Annotated in this window: 15 protein-coding genes; 1 reads left to right on the forward strand and 14 read right to left on the reverse strand. The window is 59.3% G+C overall.

Going from position 1 to position 15626, the window contains the following annotated elements; genetic code table 11:
• Position 1 precedes the first annotated feature (1 nt).
• From ACR0IP_RS15950 to ACR0IP_RS16015, 14 genes are all read right to left on the reverse strand, one after another.
• Entirely contained in the window at positions 2-865 is an 864-nt protein-coding gene (locus tag ACR0IP_RS15950; protein ID WP_170375015.1) for an outer membrane protein assembly factor BamD, read from the reverse strand.
• Between the two features lie 126 nt (positions 866-991).
• Entirely contained in the window at positions 992-1912 is a 921-nt protein-coding gene (lpxC, locus tag ACR0IP_RS15955) for a UDP-3-O-acyl-N-acetylglucosamine deacetylase (RefSeq protein ID WP_170691871.1), read from the reverse strand.
• A 213-nt stretch (positions 1913-2125) separates the two neighbouring features.
• Complete coding sequence (gene ftsZ, locus ACR0IP_RS15960; protein ID WP_419741327.1) at positions 2126-3727, reverse strand: cell division protein FtsZ; 1602 nt, start codon at positions 3725-3727, stop codon at positions 2126-2128.
• 349 nt (positions 3728-4076) lie between these two features.
• The gene (locus tag ACR0IP_RS15965) at positions 4077-4493 is read right to left on the reverse strand and encodes a hypothetical protein (RefSeq protein WP_480526631.1); all 417 of its coding nucleotides are present in this window, start codon (positions 4491-4493) and stop codon (positions 4077-4079) included.
• Complete coding sequence (gene ftsA / locus ACR0IP_RS15970) at positions 4480-5814, reverse strand: cell division protein FtsA (protein ID WP_170375007.1); 1335 nt, start codon at positions 5812-5814, stop codon at positions 4480-4482. Before ftsA ends, ACR0IP_RS15965 begins: the two co-directional genes overlap by 14 nt.
• 8 nt (positions 5815-5822) lie before the next feature.
• Positions 5823-6830, reverse strand: coding sequence for a cell division protein FtsQ/DivIB (locus ACR0IP_RS15975; protein ID WP_480526633.1), 1008 nt, complete (start codon positions 6828-6830; stop codon positions 5823-5825).
• Positions 6818-7735, reverse strand: coding sequence for a D-alanine--D-alanine ligase (locus ACR0IP_RS15980; protein ID WP_480526635.1), 918 nt, complete (start codon positions 7733-7735; stop codon positions 6818-6820). The genes ACR0IP_RS15975 and ACR0IP_RS15980 overlap by 13 nt, the downstream gene beginning before the upstream one ends.
• 108 nt (positions 7736-7843) lie before the next feature.
• Positions 7844-8770 (reverse strand): UDP-N-acetylmuramate dehydrogenase, encoded by a 927-nt coding sequence (gene murB / locus ACR0IP_RS15985; protein ID WP_170375001.1) that lies wholly within the window; start codon positions 8768-8770, stop codon positions 7844-7846.
• Between the two features lie 56 nt (positions 8771-8826).
• Positions 8827-9069: a DUF2484 family protein gene (locus ACR0IP_RS15990; RefSeq protein WP_170374999.1), complete on the reverse strand. Its 243-nt coding sequence runs from the start codon at positions 9067-9069 to the stop codon at positions 8827-8829.
• Positions 9066-9314, reverse strand: coding sequence for a DUF2484 family protein (locus tag ACR0IP_RS15995; RefSeq protein WP_480526638.1), 249 nt, complete (start codon positions 9312-9314; stop codon positions 9066-9068). Before ACR0IP_RS15995 ends, ACR0IP_RS15990 begins: the two co-directional genes overlap by 4 nt.
• Before the next feature lie 72 nt (positions 9315-9386).
• Entirely contained in the window at positions 9387-10796 is a 1410-nt protein-coding gene (gene murC / locus ACR0IP_RS16000) for a UDP-N-acetylmuramate--L-alanine ligase (RefSeq protein WP_170374995.1), read from the reverse strand.
• Complete coding sequence (locus ACR0IP_RS16005) at positions 10793-11890, reverse strand: UDP-N-acetylglucosamine--N-acetylmuramyl-(pentapeptide) pyrophosphoryl-undecaprenol N-acetylglucosamine transferase (protein WP_480526640.1); 1098 nt, start codon at positions 11888-11890, stop codon at positions 10793-10795. The genes murC and ACR0IP_RS16005 overlap by 4 nt, the downstream gene beginning before the upstream one ends.
• Positions 11890-13053 carry a putative lipid II flippase FtsW gene (gene ftsW, locus ACR0IP_RS16010; RefSeq protein ID WP_170374992.1) on the reverse strand — a complete coding sequence of 388 codons (1164 nt, stop codon included), beginning with the start codon at positions 13051-13053 and terminating at the stop codon, positions 11890-11892. The genes ACR0IP_RS16005 and ftsW overlap by 1 nt, the downstream gene beginning before the upstream one ends.
• Positions 13054-13180: 127 nt before the next feature.
• Positions 13181-14254, reverse strand: a complete 1074-nt coding sequence (locus ACR0IP_RS16015) for a Hint domain-containing protein (RefSeq protein ID WP_480526642.1) — start codon at positions 14252-14254, stop codon at positions 13181-13183.
• A 192-nt stretch (positions 14255-14446) separates the two neighbouring features.
• Here ACR0IP_RS16015 and ACR0IP_RS16020 point away from each other — a divergent pair, with 192 nt between their 5' ends.
• Positions 14447-15625 carry a BaiN/RdsA family NAD(P)/FAD-dependent oxidoreductase gene (locus tag ACR0IP_RS16020; protein WP_480526645.1) on the forward strand — a complete coding sequence of 393 codons (1179 nt, stop codon included), beginning with the start codon at positions 14447-14449 and terminating at the stop codon, positions 15623-15625.
• Position 15626: the final 1 nt, after the last annotated feature.

The following is a 15626-nucleotide window of genomic DNA, read 5'->3' on the forward strand; positions in this document are numbered from 1 at the left end:
ATTACAACCACTCACCTTTGATCGTCTGGCGATAGATCGTGCTGAGCCAGTTGTTACCACGGCTCTTCAGATCCAACCCACGCGAGGTCAGCAGCTTGTACCCGTCATCATACCATTCCGAGGATTGGTAGTTGTAGCCCAGGATCGCGCCCGCCGTCTGCGCCTCATCAAACAGGCCGAGGGACAGATACGCCTCGATCAGGCGATAAAGCGCCTCTGCGGTGTGAGAGGTGGTCTGGAAATCCTCGACCACGACACGGAACCGGTTGATGGCCGCGACGTAGTGATCCTGACGTAGGTAATAGCGCCCGATCTCCATCTCCTTGCCCGCCAGATGGTCAAAGGCTAGATCGAATTTCAGCACGGCCGAGGTGGTGTATTCGCTGTCCGGATAAACCTCGATCACGGTGCGCAGCGCTTGCAGGGCCTGAAAAGTCAGCCCCTGATCGCGGCCAACTTCGTCAATCTGGTCATAATAGCTGAGCGCCAGAAGATACTGCGCATAAGCCGCATCTTCGTCGGTTGGGTAAAAATCGATATAGCGCTGTGCCGCAGCACGGCTTTCCTCGTAATTCTTGTCGGCGTGGAACGAAAACGCCTGCATGATCAGCGCGCGTTTGGCCCAATCAGAATATGGATACAGACGCTCAACTTCCGAGAAATACCACGCCGCGTCGTCCGAGCGATTCTGCGACAGCTCATATTCACCGCGCGTATAGATTTGTTCCGGTGTGAACCCTTCAAGGTTCTGATCCCGATCCGCGCCTTTGCTACCGAACAGGCCTCCCCCGTTGCCGCAGGCGCTCAAAACTGCTGCCAGAAGAATCGCACTTGCGAGTCTGACTGCCGCTTTGTTGCCAACCATACCGCTCATCCTTAGTCGTCTTACTTACAGGATCCAAACCGGATCGAGCCTCGGTCTAGCACAGAAAATTCTGGTGCAAAACGCATTATCCACTTCCTGGCGGAAATGTCGTCAGAGTTGATCAGATTAGGCGACAGCAGGGATTTCGGCGGCAATAAGGCCCTGACCGGGCAGACGGGCGGCCTGCTCGGGGGTACAAAGGATCGGACGAACCGCGCCAGGTGTTTCGAACAATGTGCGCAACAGCGTGTTGGTCATGGAATGGCCCGACTTGTCGCCGATGAAGTGACCCAGAATCGGGCCACCAGCCAGATACAAATCACCCAGCGCATCCAGCATCTTGTGGCGCACAGCTTCATCCGCGTGGCGGAAACCGCCCGGTGTCAGAATCTCGCTGCCCTGAACGACCACAGCGTTTTCCAGCGTCCCGCCCAAAGCCAAGCCGTTCTCACGCATGGTTTCGACGTCGATCCTGCGGCAGAACGTGCGGCTATCGCTGAGTTCGCGCACGAAGGACCCGTTGCGCATGTCCAGCGTTTTCGTTTGGCTTCCGATGGCCGCGTCCTCGAAATCGATGTGGAAGTCGATGATCAGCCCGTCCGCAGGCTTGATCGAGGCACTAGCCCCTTCACGAGACGCCGTTACAGGCTTCAGCACTTCGTAGGCCAGAACCGGGCTGGCCTGACGGCGAACGCCTTTCGCCATGATGCCACGCACAAAGTCGATCGAGGAACCATCCATGATCGGAACTTCAGGCCCGTCAATTTCGATCAGAGCGTTGTGAACTCCGCACCCGGCAAGCGCTGCCATGATATGTTCAATAGTCGAGACTGAAACACCGGCGTCATTCACCAGGCGGGTGCAGAGCGGTGTACGCTCGACCATGTCGTAGACTGCAGGTATCAACGCATTGCCCAGCTCAATATCCGTCCGTTTGAACCAGATTCCGTGACCGGCGGCTGCCGGTTTCAGAACCATGATTGCAGGCTGACCGCCATGCAGTCCAACGCCGTTAAACGTAACCGGAGATTTGAGCGTATGTTGCAAAATGGGCCTCAGAGCGTGGTGTCCAGCCTATACGGGCTGTGTTGGACACTGAGTTAAGGAAGAGGCCCCTCAGGCTCAACTCACTCTTTGCAACTGAATGAAACATGAATGTGACAGATCGGCAAAACCCTGCTCAGGGCTATTTAAGATCCTGTAAATCATGAATAAAGGGCCGCCTTTTGGCGACCCTTTGCAATGATTTTGTTACCGCGATCAGTTGGCTTGACGGCGCAGGAAGGCCGGAATTTCGATGCGATCCTGATCCGGATCAGCCTCTTCCTGGACAGGTGCCGTAGCGTCAGCCTGGCGCATTTGCGGCTGATGACGCGGCGGTTGCGCGGGCGTATCTGCCGCGTGGCCGGTCATCCGGTCGATCAGACGATTGAACCCGAAGCGGGGGCGCTCTTCGTGTTCTGCCTGCGGCTGAGGGGCTGGTTCCTGAGGCCGAGTAGCCGTCAGGCGTTGCGCCGCTGAGGGGACATTCTGAACGGCGGCCTGAAGGCGCTGCAACGCCTCGGGCGAGGGGGTGCCGGCAGAATGCTGATGTGGCGCGGTATAGGTTTCGGGGGTCTCTTCAACCGGTTCCGGCTGCGGCTCGAACTCGGCCACGCGCGGTTGGTAGGCGGGGGGCGGAAGACCATCATCATCCTGCTCAACTTGCGGCTGGAACTGGCTCGGGGCCGGCTCTTCTGCCGCTTCGAACAGTGATGGTTCACGGTTTTCGGTCTGAACCGGCGTGGCCTCCGCTGCGACGGGTGCCTCTTCCTGCACCGGCTCTTCAGCAGAAACGGTGCGCGTCAAAGGCTCGGACATCGAACGGCGCGCGACCGGAACTTCCGAGGTCTTCTCGCTGGCGTCGATGCCGGTTGCGACGACCGAAACGCGCATGCCGCCTTCCATTGCGGTATCCAGCGTCGAGCCAACGATAATGTTCGCCTCGGGGTCCACTTCTTCGCGAATGCGGTTGGCGGCTTCGTCCAGTTCGAACAGCGTCAGGTCGTGCGATCCGGTGATGTTGATCAGCACACCCTTCGCGCCTTTGAGGCTGATTTCGTCCAGCAGCGGGTTGGCAATCGCCTTCTCGGCCGCCTGAATGGCGCGATCTTCGCCAGTGGCCTCACCGGTACCCATCATCGCCTTGCCCATCTCATCCATCACGGCGCGAACGTCCGCGAAGTCAAGGTTGATCAGACCCGGACGGACCATCAGGTCGGTCACACCCTTAACGCCCTGATACAGAACGTCGTCCGCCATCGAGAACGCCTCGGTGAAGGTCGTCTTTTCATTGGCCAAACGGAACAGGTTTTGGTTTGGGATGATGATCAGCGTGTCGACGACCTTTTGCAGCGACTCAACGCCGTCTTCGGCCTGACGCATGCGCTTGGCCCCTTCAAACTGGAAGGGTTTGGTAACGACACCGACTGTCAGCACGCCCAGCTCACGCGCGGCCTGCGCGATGATCGGAGCAGCACCTGTACCGGTGCCACCGCCCATACCGGCAGTGATGAAGCACATGTGCGCGCCCGCCAGATGGTCGACAATCTGTTCAATGCTTTCTTCTGCGGCAGCGGCCCCAACGGTCGGACGGGCCCCTGCCCCCAGACCTTCGGTGACCTTCACGCCCAGCTGCACCCGCGCCGAGGACTGGCTTTGCTGCAGCGCCTGCGCGTCGGTGTTCGCGACGACGAAATCCACGCCGTCCAGCTGCTTTTCAATCATGTTGTTGACCGCGTTACCGCCCGCGCCGCCAACGCCAAATACTGTAATCCGAGGCTTCAGTTCGTCGTGCCCGGGCATCGAAAGATTCAATGTCATGCTCTGTCCGCCTGTATTTTTGTTCCGCCAAAGCGGTGTTTTTCTTTACCTATCCATCTTCGATTCTAGCGATGTGATGCGTAAAGGTCACGTCAAAAATCACGCGATTCCACAAAATATGGACGAAATAAGGCAGCAACCGGCGGCATTTCGCAGGCTTTGCCAAATATAGCGGAAACAACGCGGACCACTACAAGACACAGAGCATCCGAGCAGTGAACGACCTATGCGTCACGCCTCGGATTCGAACCAAAACTACTGCGGAAAACTGCTCAATGTCCTGCCGCAAGACCTCTGACGGGTCCTGTGGATATCTTGAGGGATAAATCAGGCCTCCGCAAGGTGTTTTTCAACTGATTGGGGCACTTGGACAATTCAGGCTGTAATTGGTCATACTGCGCACCTCCTGGATTTCACCATTGCCCAGCTCTGCCAGCCGAACCATCAAACGGCCCTGATATTCGAATGGCCACCAGCAGACGGGAATGCCGTCTGTATCATCATCATAGAGAAAACAGATCTGCCCATTCGGAGTTGTGATCTGACCGTAGACGCATCCCCCACCTTCGACCCGCCAGACCGAGGTCTTGCGGTTCAGGAATTGTTCGGTTCCCACCAGATCACCGCTGCGGATTTCGTGGAATTGCACCGTTTTGCCCAGCACAGCATCCAGAAATGTCTCAGGTGAGATGACAGACTGCGCCGAAGCGAGGCCGGGAGCAAGCGCCACGCACAAGGCGCGGCGCAGTGCTCTACCAATTGTCACGGAACCACCGAACGGCGCGCTTGAACGGGCGCGCTGCATAGGTGTCGACGGGGATTTCGAAATCCCACCACTCGTCTTGTGGATGCGCCGCGAACAGGCTGAGACCAACTGCCGAGGAAAAACCAGGACCGGTCGCGGATTGCGGCAGGCCGTGAACGCGCAGCGGACGGCCCAGACGGACACGCTGGCCAAGGATACGGGTCGCGAGGCCGTCGAGCCCCATGATTTGACTACCTCCACCGGTCAGCACGATCTGCTGGCTGGGCATATGTTCGAACCCGGCGGCATCCAGGCGGACGCGCACCTCTTCCAGAATCTCTTCGACACGAGGGCGCATGATCCCGATCAGCTCGGCCCGGCTGACGGTGCGACGATCATGTTCCCAGTCGCCGGTATCGCCGCCGATATCGATCAGATCGCGATCGTCGGCTCCGGTCGCATGGACACCGCCATTGAATGTCTTGATCCGCTCGGCCACGGCGGTCGGCACGCCAAGGCCCATCGAGATATCCTGTGTGACGTGATCACCGCCCATGCGCACGCAATCGGCGTAGATCATGTGCTTCTTCATAAAGATCGACACGCTAGTGGTGCCACCGCCCATGTCGATACAGGCCGCGCCCAGCTCCTGCTCATCCTCAACCAATGCCGAGATTCCCGAGACGTAGGCTGAATTCGCAATCCCTGCGAGCTCCAGATCGCACCGCTTGATGCAGCGGACGATGTTCTGGATCGCAATTGCGTCGACGGTCAGCATATGCATGTCGACGGCCAGAGATTGCCCCATCTGCCCACGCGGGTCGATCAGGCCCGAGCGGTTGTCCAATGCGAAATTCACCGGTTGGGCATGCAGAACCTCACGCCCTGCCCCGTAATCCGGGACATCGCAGGCGTTCAGAACACGGCCAACCTCGGCCTCGGTCACAAGCTGACCTTCCAGATCGACCTGAGCGTCCAGACCGTAGGAACGCGGGTTCGCACCCGAGAAACAGGCAATGACGTGGTCAACCCGGATATCGGCCATCTTCTGCGCGGCTTGAAGAGCGGTGCGAATGGCGCGCTCGGTTTCCTGCATGGCTGTGACTTCGCCGAACTGCACCCCGCGCGAACGCGTGGTCGCTGCGCCAATGACCCGGAACCCGGTCTGCCCGGCCATCGAGCCGATGGTGTTATCCTCGCTCAGTCGCCCGGTGCCATCAAACCGCAACACGAGGCACGAGATTTTCGAGCTACCTACATCCAGAATGGCGATAACGCCCCGCTGCATCGCTTGTCTGCGCATTTGCCGCATTGCACGTTGGGACTGATAAAGATCGGTCATCATGGTCGTTACTGCCCGTTACCCACTGTCACTTTGGTATTCCACCAGTCTTCGCTGGCGGCTTTGGTCATTCTGATTGTTGGCCGCTGTCCGAGGCGCATATCCACTACGGCCACGTCACGCTCTAACAGGTCCTGTACTTCGTTCACAGCCAGCACCCGTTCGAGCGCGCGCACTGGGCGATCCGTCGGCAGCATGATGCGCTGGCCGCGATCCAGCACCAGATCCCAGCGCCGCTCACCAATGCGCACAAGACCCCGAACACGGCTGCCAAGGCTGCGTGAGGTGCGGAAAATCTCAAGCGCTTCGGCGACATGCTCATCCGCGCCCTTGCCCGCGATCAAAGGCAGATCGATGTGATCCTTGCGCGACGCGATCAGGTCCACATGAACGCCGGTCTCATCCAAAAGCTCGATAGACTCTCGGGTGCGCCACACGATGACAGGCTGACGCTCGACAACGTCCACCTGAAGGATGCCACCGGGCCGAATGCGCACTGTGGCCGATTTCACCGGATTAAGCCCGGTAATCGTGTCGCGCATCTGTTCGACATCCAGATCCCAAGAACTGATTGGGAAATCCAAAGGCACCACTTCGCGAATGTCATCCGACAGGCCGGGACCTGCACCATCAATGGCCATCAGATTGACCATGAACTCAGGACGCTCCTGAATCGAGGTGCGTATGTCGGCGATATAGGTATTAAGCGCCTCGCGTCGTTCCTCAGACGCAAAGTAAAGACCAACGGCAGCCGCAACAGCGCAGACGGGCAGCCCCAGCTTGACGCCCATGCGAATGCCCGGTGTCAGCATCCAACGCTGGAACCGGTAGCTGAGGCGCGACGGTGCCGGATCAGACCGACGCGCGGTGCGGTTGAACAGCTTCAGCCCGCCCAAACGCAGAACAGGCTGCGTTTCATGGGATTCGGTATCAGCGGATTCGAAATCAGCATCCGGCCCGGCCAGAGGTTTGGCCCGATGGATCACTGGCGCGCGGGAGGCTCTTAGCGGTCGCATGAGGCGTCCTCCACCATCCAGGCGCAGAGCTGGCCGAAATTCATCCCGCAATGTTCCGCCTGTTCCGGCACCAGCGAGGTCGGCGTCATCCCGGGCTGGGTGTTGGTTTCCAGAAGGAACAAACCATCCGCGCCCATAGTGTCGTCCCACCGGTAGTCGGTGCGGGTCACGCCGCGACAGCCCAAAGCGTTATGCGCTTTCAAAGCGTAGTCCATGCAGCGGTCAAAGATTTCCTGCGGGATGTCCGCGGGCAGCACATGCCACGAGCCGCCGGGCTTGTACTTGGCATCGTAGTCGTACCAACCGCCATCCGTCATGATCTCGGTCACGGTCAGGGCGCGATCACCCATAACGGTCACAGTCAACTCGCGACCCGCGACGTATTTTTCGACCATGATGTGATCGGGCATATCCTCCGACAATTGCGGAGGACCATTCGACCCTTCGTGCACGATGTAGATGCCGACGCTCGACCCTTCATTGTTGGGCTTGGCGACGTAAGGCGGCTCCATCACGTGAACCTCAACCACCTCGACCTTGGGCACGATCACGCTGGGAACAATGGGCAGTCCTTCGGCCTGATAGACCTCCTTGCTACGCTGCTTGTCCATTGCAAGCGCCGAGGCCAAAACACCCGAATGGGTGTAGGGAATGCGCATCCACTCAAGCAGGCCCTGTACGCAGCCATCCTCGCCCCAGCGGCCATGCAGAGCGTTGAAAACCACGTCCGGCTTGATATCCAAAAGGCGCGCGTAGAGGTCGGGACCTGCGTCCAGCTCAACCACTTCAAAGCCTTCTCCCACAAGGGCGGCTGCGCATTCGCGCCCAGAGCTGAGAGACACCTCGCGTTCCGCCGAGGGGCCGCCCATCAATACCGCCACTTTGGGGTTTGTCCTGCTCGACATACCCAACGTGCGCCTCAATGTCCCCGGACCTTATGTGGTGGTCCGTACTGCGTTTATGCCTTTGATCCGTCGCCGTTAATTGCCTGTTATGGTCTGACGGTTGGGGCTTTATTCTTTCAGCGGATCACCGACCCGCATGATTTCCCACTCTAGCGTGATGCCGCTTGTTTCGTAAACCTTTTTTCGCACCTCTTCACCCAGACCTTCGAGGTCTGCGGCGGTCGCCTCGCCCGTATTGATCAGGAAATTCGAGTGCTTGGGGCTCATCTGCGCGCCACCTTTCGTGGCCCCGCGCATGCCCGCATCGTCGATGACCTTCCAAGCCTTGAGGTCATGCACATCATCCGTCTTCCCCGTCGAGGAGAACCCGGCCGGATTGCGGAAGGTCGAACCGGCGCTGCGGTCTTTGGTGGGCTGGGTCTCGTCGCGCTTTTGCAACTGCGCCGCCATTCGGGCATGAAGCGCTTCGGGTTCACCTTTGGGACCTTCGAAACTTGCCGAGATCAGCACTGCGCCGTCAGGCAGGTCGGATTGACGGTAGCGAAAGTTCAGATCCTCTGCGCCAAGGTCCATCACCTCACCCTGTCGTGTGACGATAGTGGCCTTTGTCAAAACATCCGCCGTGTAGCTGCCATAACAGCCTGCGTTCATCCGAACGGCACCACCGATTGACCCCGGAATCGTGCGCAAAAAGGTCAGATCCACACCGGCATCCGCCGCTTTACGCGCCACATGTGCATCCAAAGCCGCAGCACCTGCGGTGACCGTAGTGCCCTCGATCTCTATCCCATTGAAGCCCCGCCCCAGCCGGATCACCACGGCGCGCAAACCGCCATCGCGCACGATGAGGTTCGACCCGACGCCCATCGGGAAAATCACGACATCATCGGGAAGTTCGCGCAAAAAGCCTTGCAGATCTTCAACATCCGCAGGTTGGAACAAATAGTCAGCCGGGCCGCCGACACGCAGCCATGTCAGGTCGCTGAGGCTTCGGTTTTCGGACAGTTTGCCACGAGGCACAGGAAGAACAGTCATAGCTGCTAACTCGCGGATTCAGAGGGAGTTGGCAACCTGTATCCGCAGCGAAACGGTCAAATCCGCCTACGCAGCCACCGCCCCAGATAGATCACCGGCCAGCGCAAGATCGACATACCCATCACGAGGACTATCAGCCCTATCCACGGGCCGTTCTCATAGGTGACATATCCAAGCAGAGGGATCCCGACTGCAATCAGGATGTAGGCGCGGGTCCAGTGGTTGTCCTTGCTGGGGATCATCGCCAGAAGGTTCGCAACAAGGCCCCAAAGGGCCGCGAGGGCAAGAGAGAAGGTCATTCCATCACCTCTCCGCGCACCCATTTGCGCCAGTAATAGCGGATCGGGTCGCGGAACATCGAGACGAAACCTCCGAAGGCCAGAACCGACCAGACCCATCCATGGTCATAACCCAGCCAGATGATCATCACCGGCGCGCAGAGCAACAGGACAATACCCGGAGGGAATTGCAGCCGCATCGGCAACAAGGCCACGATAGTGGCGCTGATCGCCCAAAGGGCGGCAAAGATGGTCGAATAGTCCATTGTCCCCTCCTGGGACGCGGTCTTGGCAATAGGTCACACGCCCTCAGGTTGTGCAGTAAATAAGATCAGCCGTCAAACAGCCTGTTTTCGTTGCAACCGCTCCGGCAACCCGTTCGCCCATGCGCTGATGGTCCCTGCCCCAAGGCAGACGACCATGTCGCCCGGGCGAGCTTGTTCTCGGACCAGACGCTCCAGATCGTTTTCGTCCAGCAAGGCCCGCGCATGGCGGTGGCCGTGACGGATGAGGCCCTGCACCAGATCATCGCGCGAGGCGCCCTCGATCGGGTCTTCTCCGGCGGCGAAGATATCGGCGATGGCAACCACGTCGGCGTCGTTGAAGCAGGTGCAGAAATCATCGAACAGGTTGGAGAGGCGCGAATAGCGGTGCGGTTGGTGGACGGCGATCACGCGGCCCTCGGTGGCTTGGCGAGCGGCTTTTAGGACGGCGGCGATTTCGACCGGGTGGTGGCCGTAATCGTCGATGATGGTGACACCGTCGATCTCTCCGACCTTGGTGAAGCGGCGGTTGACGCCGCCGAAATTCGCCAATGCCTCGCGGATTTCGGATGCCTTCATGCCCAGATGGCGCGCCACAGCGACAGCCGACAACGCGTTCGAGACGTTGTGATCACCCGGCATCGGCAGAGTACAGCCTTCGATCACCTTGTCTTCGTATTGCAGGTGGATGTCGAAATGCGCGACGCCGGCTTTGTAGGTCAGGTTTTCGGCCCGCACATCGGCCTGCGCGTTGAAGCCATAAGTGCGCACGCGGCGGTCGGTGATGCGCCCAACCAGAGCCTGCACCTCGGCGTGATCCGTACAGCACACCGCCAGACCGTAGAAGGGCAGGTTCGACACGAACTCATAGAACCCGTCGCGCAGCTTATCGAAATCGCCCCAGTGTTCCATATGTTCGGGGTCGATATTGGTGACGATGGCGATCGTTGCGGGCAAACGGTTGAACGAGCCATCGGATTCGTCGGCCTCGACCACCATCCATTCGCCCTGCCCCATGCGCGCGTTCGAACCATAGGCGTGGATGATACCGCCATTGATGACGGTAGGATCGAAGTCTCCGGCCACCATCAGTTCAGCCATCATCGTGGTCGTGGTGGTTTTGCCATGCGTCCCGGCGATGGCAATGTTCGAGCGCAGGCGCATCAATTCGGCCAGCATATCGGCGCGGCGAACGACGGGCAGTCCTTGGGCGCGCGCCTCATCCAGTTCCGGGTTACCCGGCTTGATCGCGGTCGAGGTGACGACCACGGCGGCGTTTCGTAAGTTTTCGGCCTTCTGTCCCACGAAAATCTCGGCCCCCAGAGACGCCAACCGATCCGTGATTTTCGAGGCTTTCAGGTCCGACCCCTGTACCCGGTAGCCGAGGTTCAGCAACACCTCGGCGATGCCCGACATCCCGATCCCGCCGATCCCAACGAAATGGATCGGTCCTACGTCCTGCGGCAGTTTGGTTGCGGGATTCATGCGGTCTCCTTCTGCGCCAGTTGCTCGACAAGGGCGACCAGACGCTCAGTAGCGTCGGGGGCACCTGTCGAGAGGGCGGCATGGGCCATTTTCTGTGCGGCTTCGGGGTTGGTCAAAACTGTGGTCATTTGCTCGGTCAGTGAGGGAACGTCAAGCGCCTTTTCCGGGATCATGATCGCCCCGCCTGCCTGCACCAGCCCTCGGGCATTGGCGGTTTGGTGATCGCCTGCGGCGGCGGCGAATGGGATCAGGATCGAAGGGCGACCGATGACCGAGATATCGGCCACGCTCGACGCGCCCGAACGGCTGATGACAAGCTGCGCATCCGACATGCGTCGCGGTACGTCGTCAAAAAACGGCTGCACATCTGCGCGGATATCGTGATCTGCGTAAAAGGCCGTGACCCTCTCTCCATCCTCGTCGCGGGCTTGATGCGAGACGCGGATGAACCCGCGCAGGAATTCGGGCAAAGCGGCAATTGCCTCAGGCACCACATCGCTGAGGATACGCGCACCCTGACTGCCACCCATCACAAGAACCGACATCGGATATTCGCCGGGCGGAATGTAGGGCGCAGCGGCACGCTCCAGCACCGAGGCCCGGACCGGATTACCAGTGTGAATGCCGCTGGACCCTTCGGGCAGATCGGTAGGCCAAACACCGCAGGCCACTTGGGCCACGCGTGTGGCGAAGAGCTGGTTCACACGCCCCAAAACGCCGTTCTGTTCATGGATCATACGCGGCAGTTTCAGCAGCGTTGCCGCGCCCAGCGCCGGGATCGACGGGTAGCCGCCAAAGCCTACAACCACATCCGGACGGTCGCGCAGCATTTGCATGGCCATGCTTGTCACACCGCCCGCAATCTTCGGCCCCACCAGCGCTTTTGCGGCCAGACCGCCGCGTGCGAAGGTTGCCGAGGACGCCTCGACAATCTCGGTCGTGTGCGGGAAGCCTCCGGTATAGCGGGCGCCACGCGGGTCGGTCGACAGACGCACGCGCCAGCCTTTTTGCAACATCGCTTCGGCCAGAGCCTGCGCCGGGAACATGTGGCCCCCGGTGCCGCCAGCCGCAATCAACAGGTAAGGTTTGCCCATCAGCCTCGTCCGCGCAGAATATCACCAAGCTCACCCTGTGGGCGTGAGCGTGTGAAGGCCAGCAACATGCCAACCGCAATACCACCCGCGATCAGCGATGAGCCGCCATAACTGACAAAGGGCAGCGTCATGCCCTTTGCGGGCAACAGGCGCACGGCCACACCCATATTGATCATCGCCTGTACGCCAAACATGCAGGCCAGCCCGGTGCCAGCCAGACGTATGAACATATCCCGCTCACGCATCAGGCGCATCAGCGAGCGCACAACGATGATCGAGTAAAGCGCGATGATGATCAGCACCAGGATCAGCCCGTACTCCTCGGCCGCCACGGCGATAATGAAATCCGTATGCGCATCGGGCAGAGACCACTTGACCTGCCCCTCCCCCACGCCGACACCAAACAATCCGCCCTCGCGAATGGCATTGGTCGCGTAGCCCAGCTGAGTGGTCGGATCGACCTCTTGGTTCAGAAAACCGTCGATGCGGCGCGCAAAGTGGTCCGAGTTGGAATAGGCGAACATCCCGCCCAGAACGACCACTCCGGCCATGCCGACCAGCAAAAGCATCGGCGCTCCGGCCACGAAATACATCACGCCCCAGCCGAACAGGATCAGGCAGGCTTGCCCGAAGTCAGGCTGCATCACCAGCATGCCGACAATCGCCATACACAGCGCAAAGGACCACAACCGCCCCGGAGGGCCATTAATCTCTTGTGAGGCGGCCAGCAACCACGCCGCAACGACCACAAATCCAGGTTTTAGAAACTCGGACGGTTGCAATGAGGCGAACCCCAGCGAGTACCAGCGCACCGCACCTTTTCCGAAATCCGTCCCGAAGACCGGCAGGAACGCCAGCGCCACGAAGGCCCCCAGAAAGCCCAGCACCGCCAAACGCCGCACCAATGTCGGCGACATCATCGAGGTCAGCAGCATCGCGATCAGCGCCAATCCGCCGAAGAGCGCCTGTCGTTCGACATAGTGGAACGGATCAAACCCGTTGCGCCCGGCCAGAGGCGGCGATGAGGCCAGCCCCAGCAACAATCCGATGACAAACAGAATCAGCACGCAGGACATCGTCCAGCGATCAATTGTCCGCCACCACTTTGGTAGAATCGGTTCCCCGCGCTGGTCCTGGACCGCGCCATACACCATCTCAGTCATGAGATACCGCCACTTACTGCCTCACTCGCGTCCCGTTTTCGGGATCTGTTTGAGAGTCTACAGTGAAATTGGCGTCTGGGCTAGGGAAATGAGCCGCGCAAACGAAAAACGGCGCCTCAAAGAGATGTCATCCGCCCCTGTTGGCCTGAGCCTTTCTTTGAACCACTGGCTTGCCGTTTTTCACGTGACGCTGAACGAGATTGCGCATTTGCCTCCCCCTCCTCGGGACCAGTCGCGCGTGTTCAGGCTCGTGGGTGTCTAAAAACAACTGCGGAAAAATTTGCCGCAATTCTTTGACCGCATCCTTTCCAATCGCCCTAAGCGCTTCGGGCCCCGTGAACAAGCTTTCCGTCGGCGCGCCCTCGGCAAAGATGACCTCGTGGCGGTCAAGGAGAAGGTGGATATACGTAACCGTCGCGCCTCCCGTCTGCACTGAAACGCCAGGCAGATCGAGCAATTTGCAGGCCGGGACAAAGACCTCATCTTTGGCGAACATGCGCTCAGCAATGGCTGACCTGACCAGCATGCGGTGTTGTGGCGAGACACACAGATCACGCGCGGGAACGCCCTGTCCCAAAGCACCCTGCGCGATATGGATTGGCCTTAGCTTGGGTTTCAGCGTCAGGGCGATTTTGTCGAGTTCTTGCCTGCCAATCCAACGGATCGGTTGAGCGCCATTATCCTGCGTGAGAACCAAATCGCTTGGGTTCAGATCGTCAATCAATCGTGGGCCATCAGGTGTATCGATCAAGGTGCCAGACGTGAAACAAGGCACCACAGTGTCGATGTCGATGTTCGGGCCGTTGTCGATGATTGCGGTGATCGTCAAAGTGGTGTTCAGCGGCGGTACGGTACCGCCAATAAATGCCATAAAGAACCCGTCTTCACTGTCGACCCCGATTGAGTTTCCGTCGCCGTTGATGTCATAGTCAAACAGGCCGATCTGATAGGTGTTAGTGCCATCCGTCACCGAAACTGTAAAATCCCAGAAGATCGTATTGCCATTAAATGTTTGTGTCAGATCGTTCGCGGTCTCGTTCGACTGATCGTCTCCATCAAAGATCGTATCGTCCGCCCCATCTTCGATGGTGATCTGGCTGTAGGCAGAGATTGTGAAAGTGGAGTTTACAACGGCGCTGGATGCGCCCGCATCGCTCAAGGTGGTATCGGAGCGAAAAGCACCAAAAATCGTTGAGGGCATAAAACCAAAACTCCGCCTACAATTGCAAACGCATAAATTTTCGCCGGCACTCTGGAAAATTGGTATGGCTTCGCGTCTAGGGGGTCAAGTTCAGCCGCCTTGTTTTCCTATTACTGTGGTTCCGCTACATCTTTGCCAGCTGCTGATTGTGCCGCTATTGCGTTTGCTGACAAACCAAGCCATGCGCAGCGCATGACCTTCGACACGATCATCCTCGGGGCCGGTGCTGCCGGCATGATGTGCGCGGCGCATTGCGGCGGGCGGGTTCTGGTGATCGACCACGCGAAAGCGCCCGGCGAGAAGATCCGTATCTCGGGCGGCGGGCGTTGCAACTTCACCAACATGTATTCGGGGCCTGCCAATTTCCTGTCGCAAAACCCCCATTTCTGCAAATCCGCGTTGGCACGCTATACGCAATGGGATTTCATCGATCTGGTCGGGCGTCACGACATCGCCTGGCATGAGAAAACGCTGGGGCAGTTGTTCTGTGACGACTCCTCGAAACAGATCGTTCAGATGCTGCTGGATGAGATGAACCACGCCGGGGCTGACTTATGGCTACGGACCGAGGTCAAAGCGCTGCGCAAGACCGAAGCCGGGTTCGCGCTGGAGGTCGATCGCGAAGGTGCCCGGCACAGCCTGACCTGCCGCAATCTTGTGCTGGCAACAGGCGGCAAGTCGATCCCCAAAATGGGTGCGACAGGTCTCGCCTATGACATCGCGCAGCAATTCAATCTGCGCGTCACCGATACCCGCGCCGCGCTTGTCCCATTCACCTTCTCGGACGGGAGGTTCAAGGAGCTGTCTGGCGTCTCTCTGCCTGCGCGCCTGTCCAACGACCGCACCAGTTTTGACGAAGCACTCCTGTTCACCCATCGCGGCCTCAGTGGGCCGTCGGTGTTGCAACTCTCGTCATATTGGCATGAGGGAGAAGCGATCCGCGTCAATCTGATCCCGGACTTGCCCTTGTTCGATCTTTTGCGCGATCAGCGACAAGCCGGAGGGCGCAAGGCCCTGACCACCGAACTCGCCCGGCACTTGCCATCGCGGTTGGTAGATCACCTATCCCAGCATATCCCACTGAAGGGCAACCTTGCCGATCAGTCGGACACGGCGCTGAACGATCTTATCTCGGCGCTGTCCGAATGGCAGCTGACCCCCTCAGGCACCGAAGGCTACCGCACCGCTGAGGTCACTCTGGGTGGGATCAACACAGATGACCTGTCGTCAAAAACGATGGAGGCCAGGGATGTCCCCGGCCTCTATGCGATTGGTGAAGCTGTAGATGTCACCGGTTGGCTTGGCGGCTATAACTTCCAGTGGGCGTGGTCCTCGGGCCATGCCGCCGGAAAGGCCATTTCCGCGCGTTAGC

The organism is Ruegeria sp. AL11, assembly GCF_056540865.1.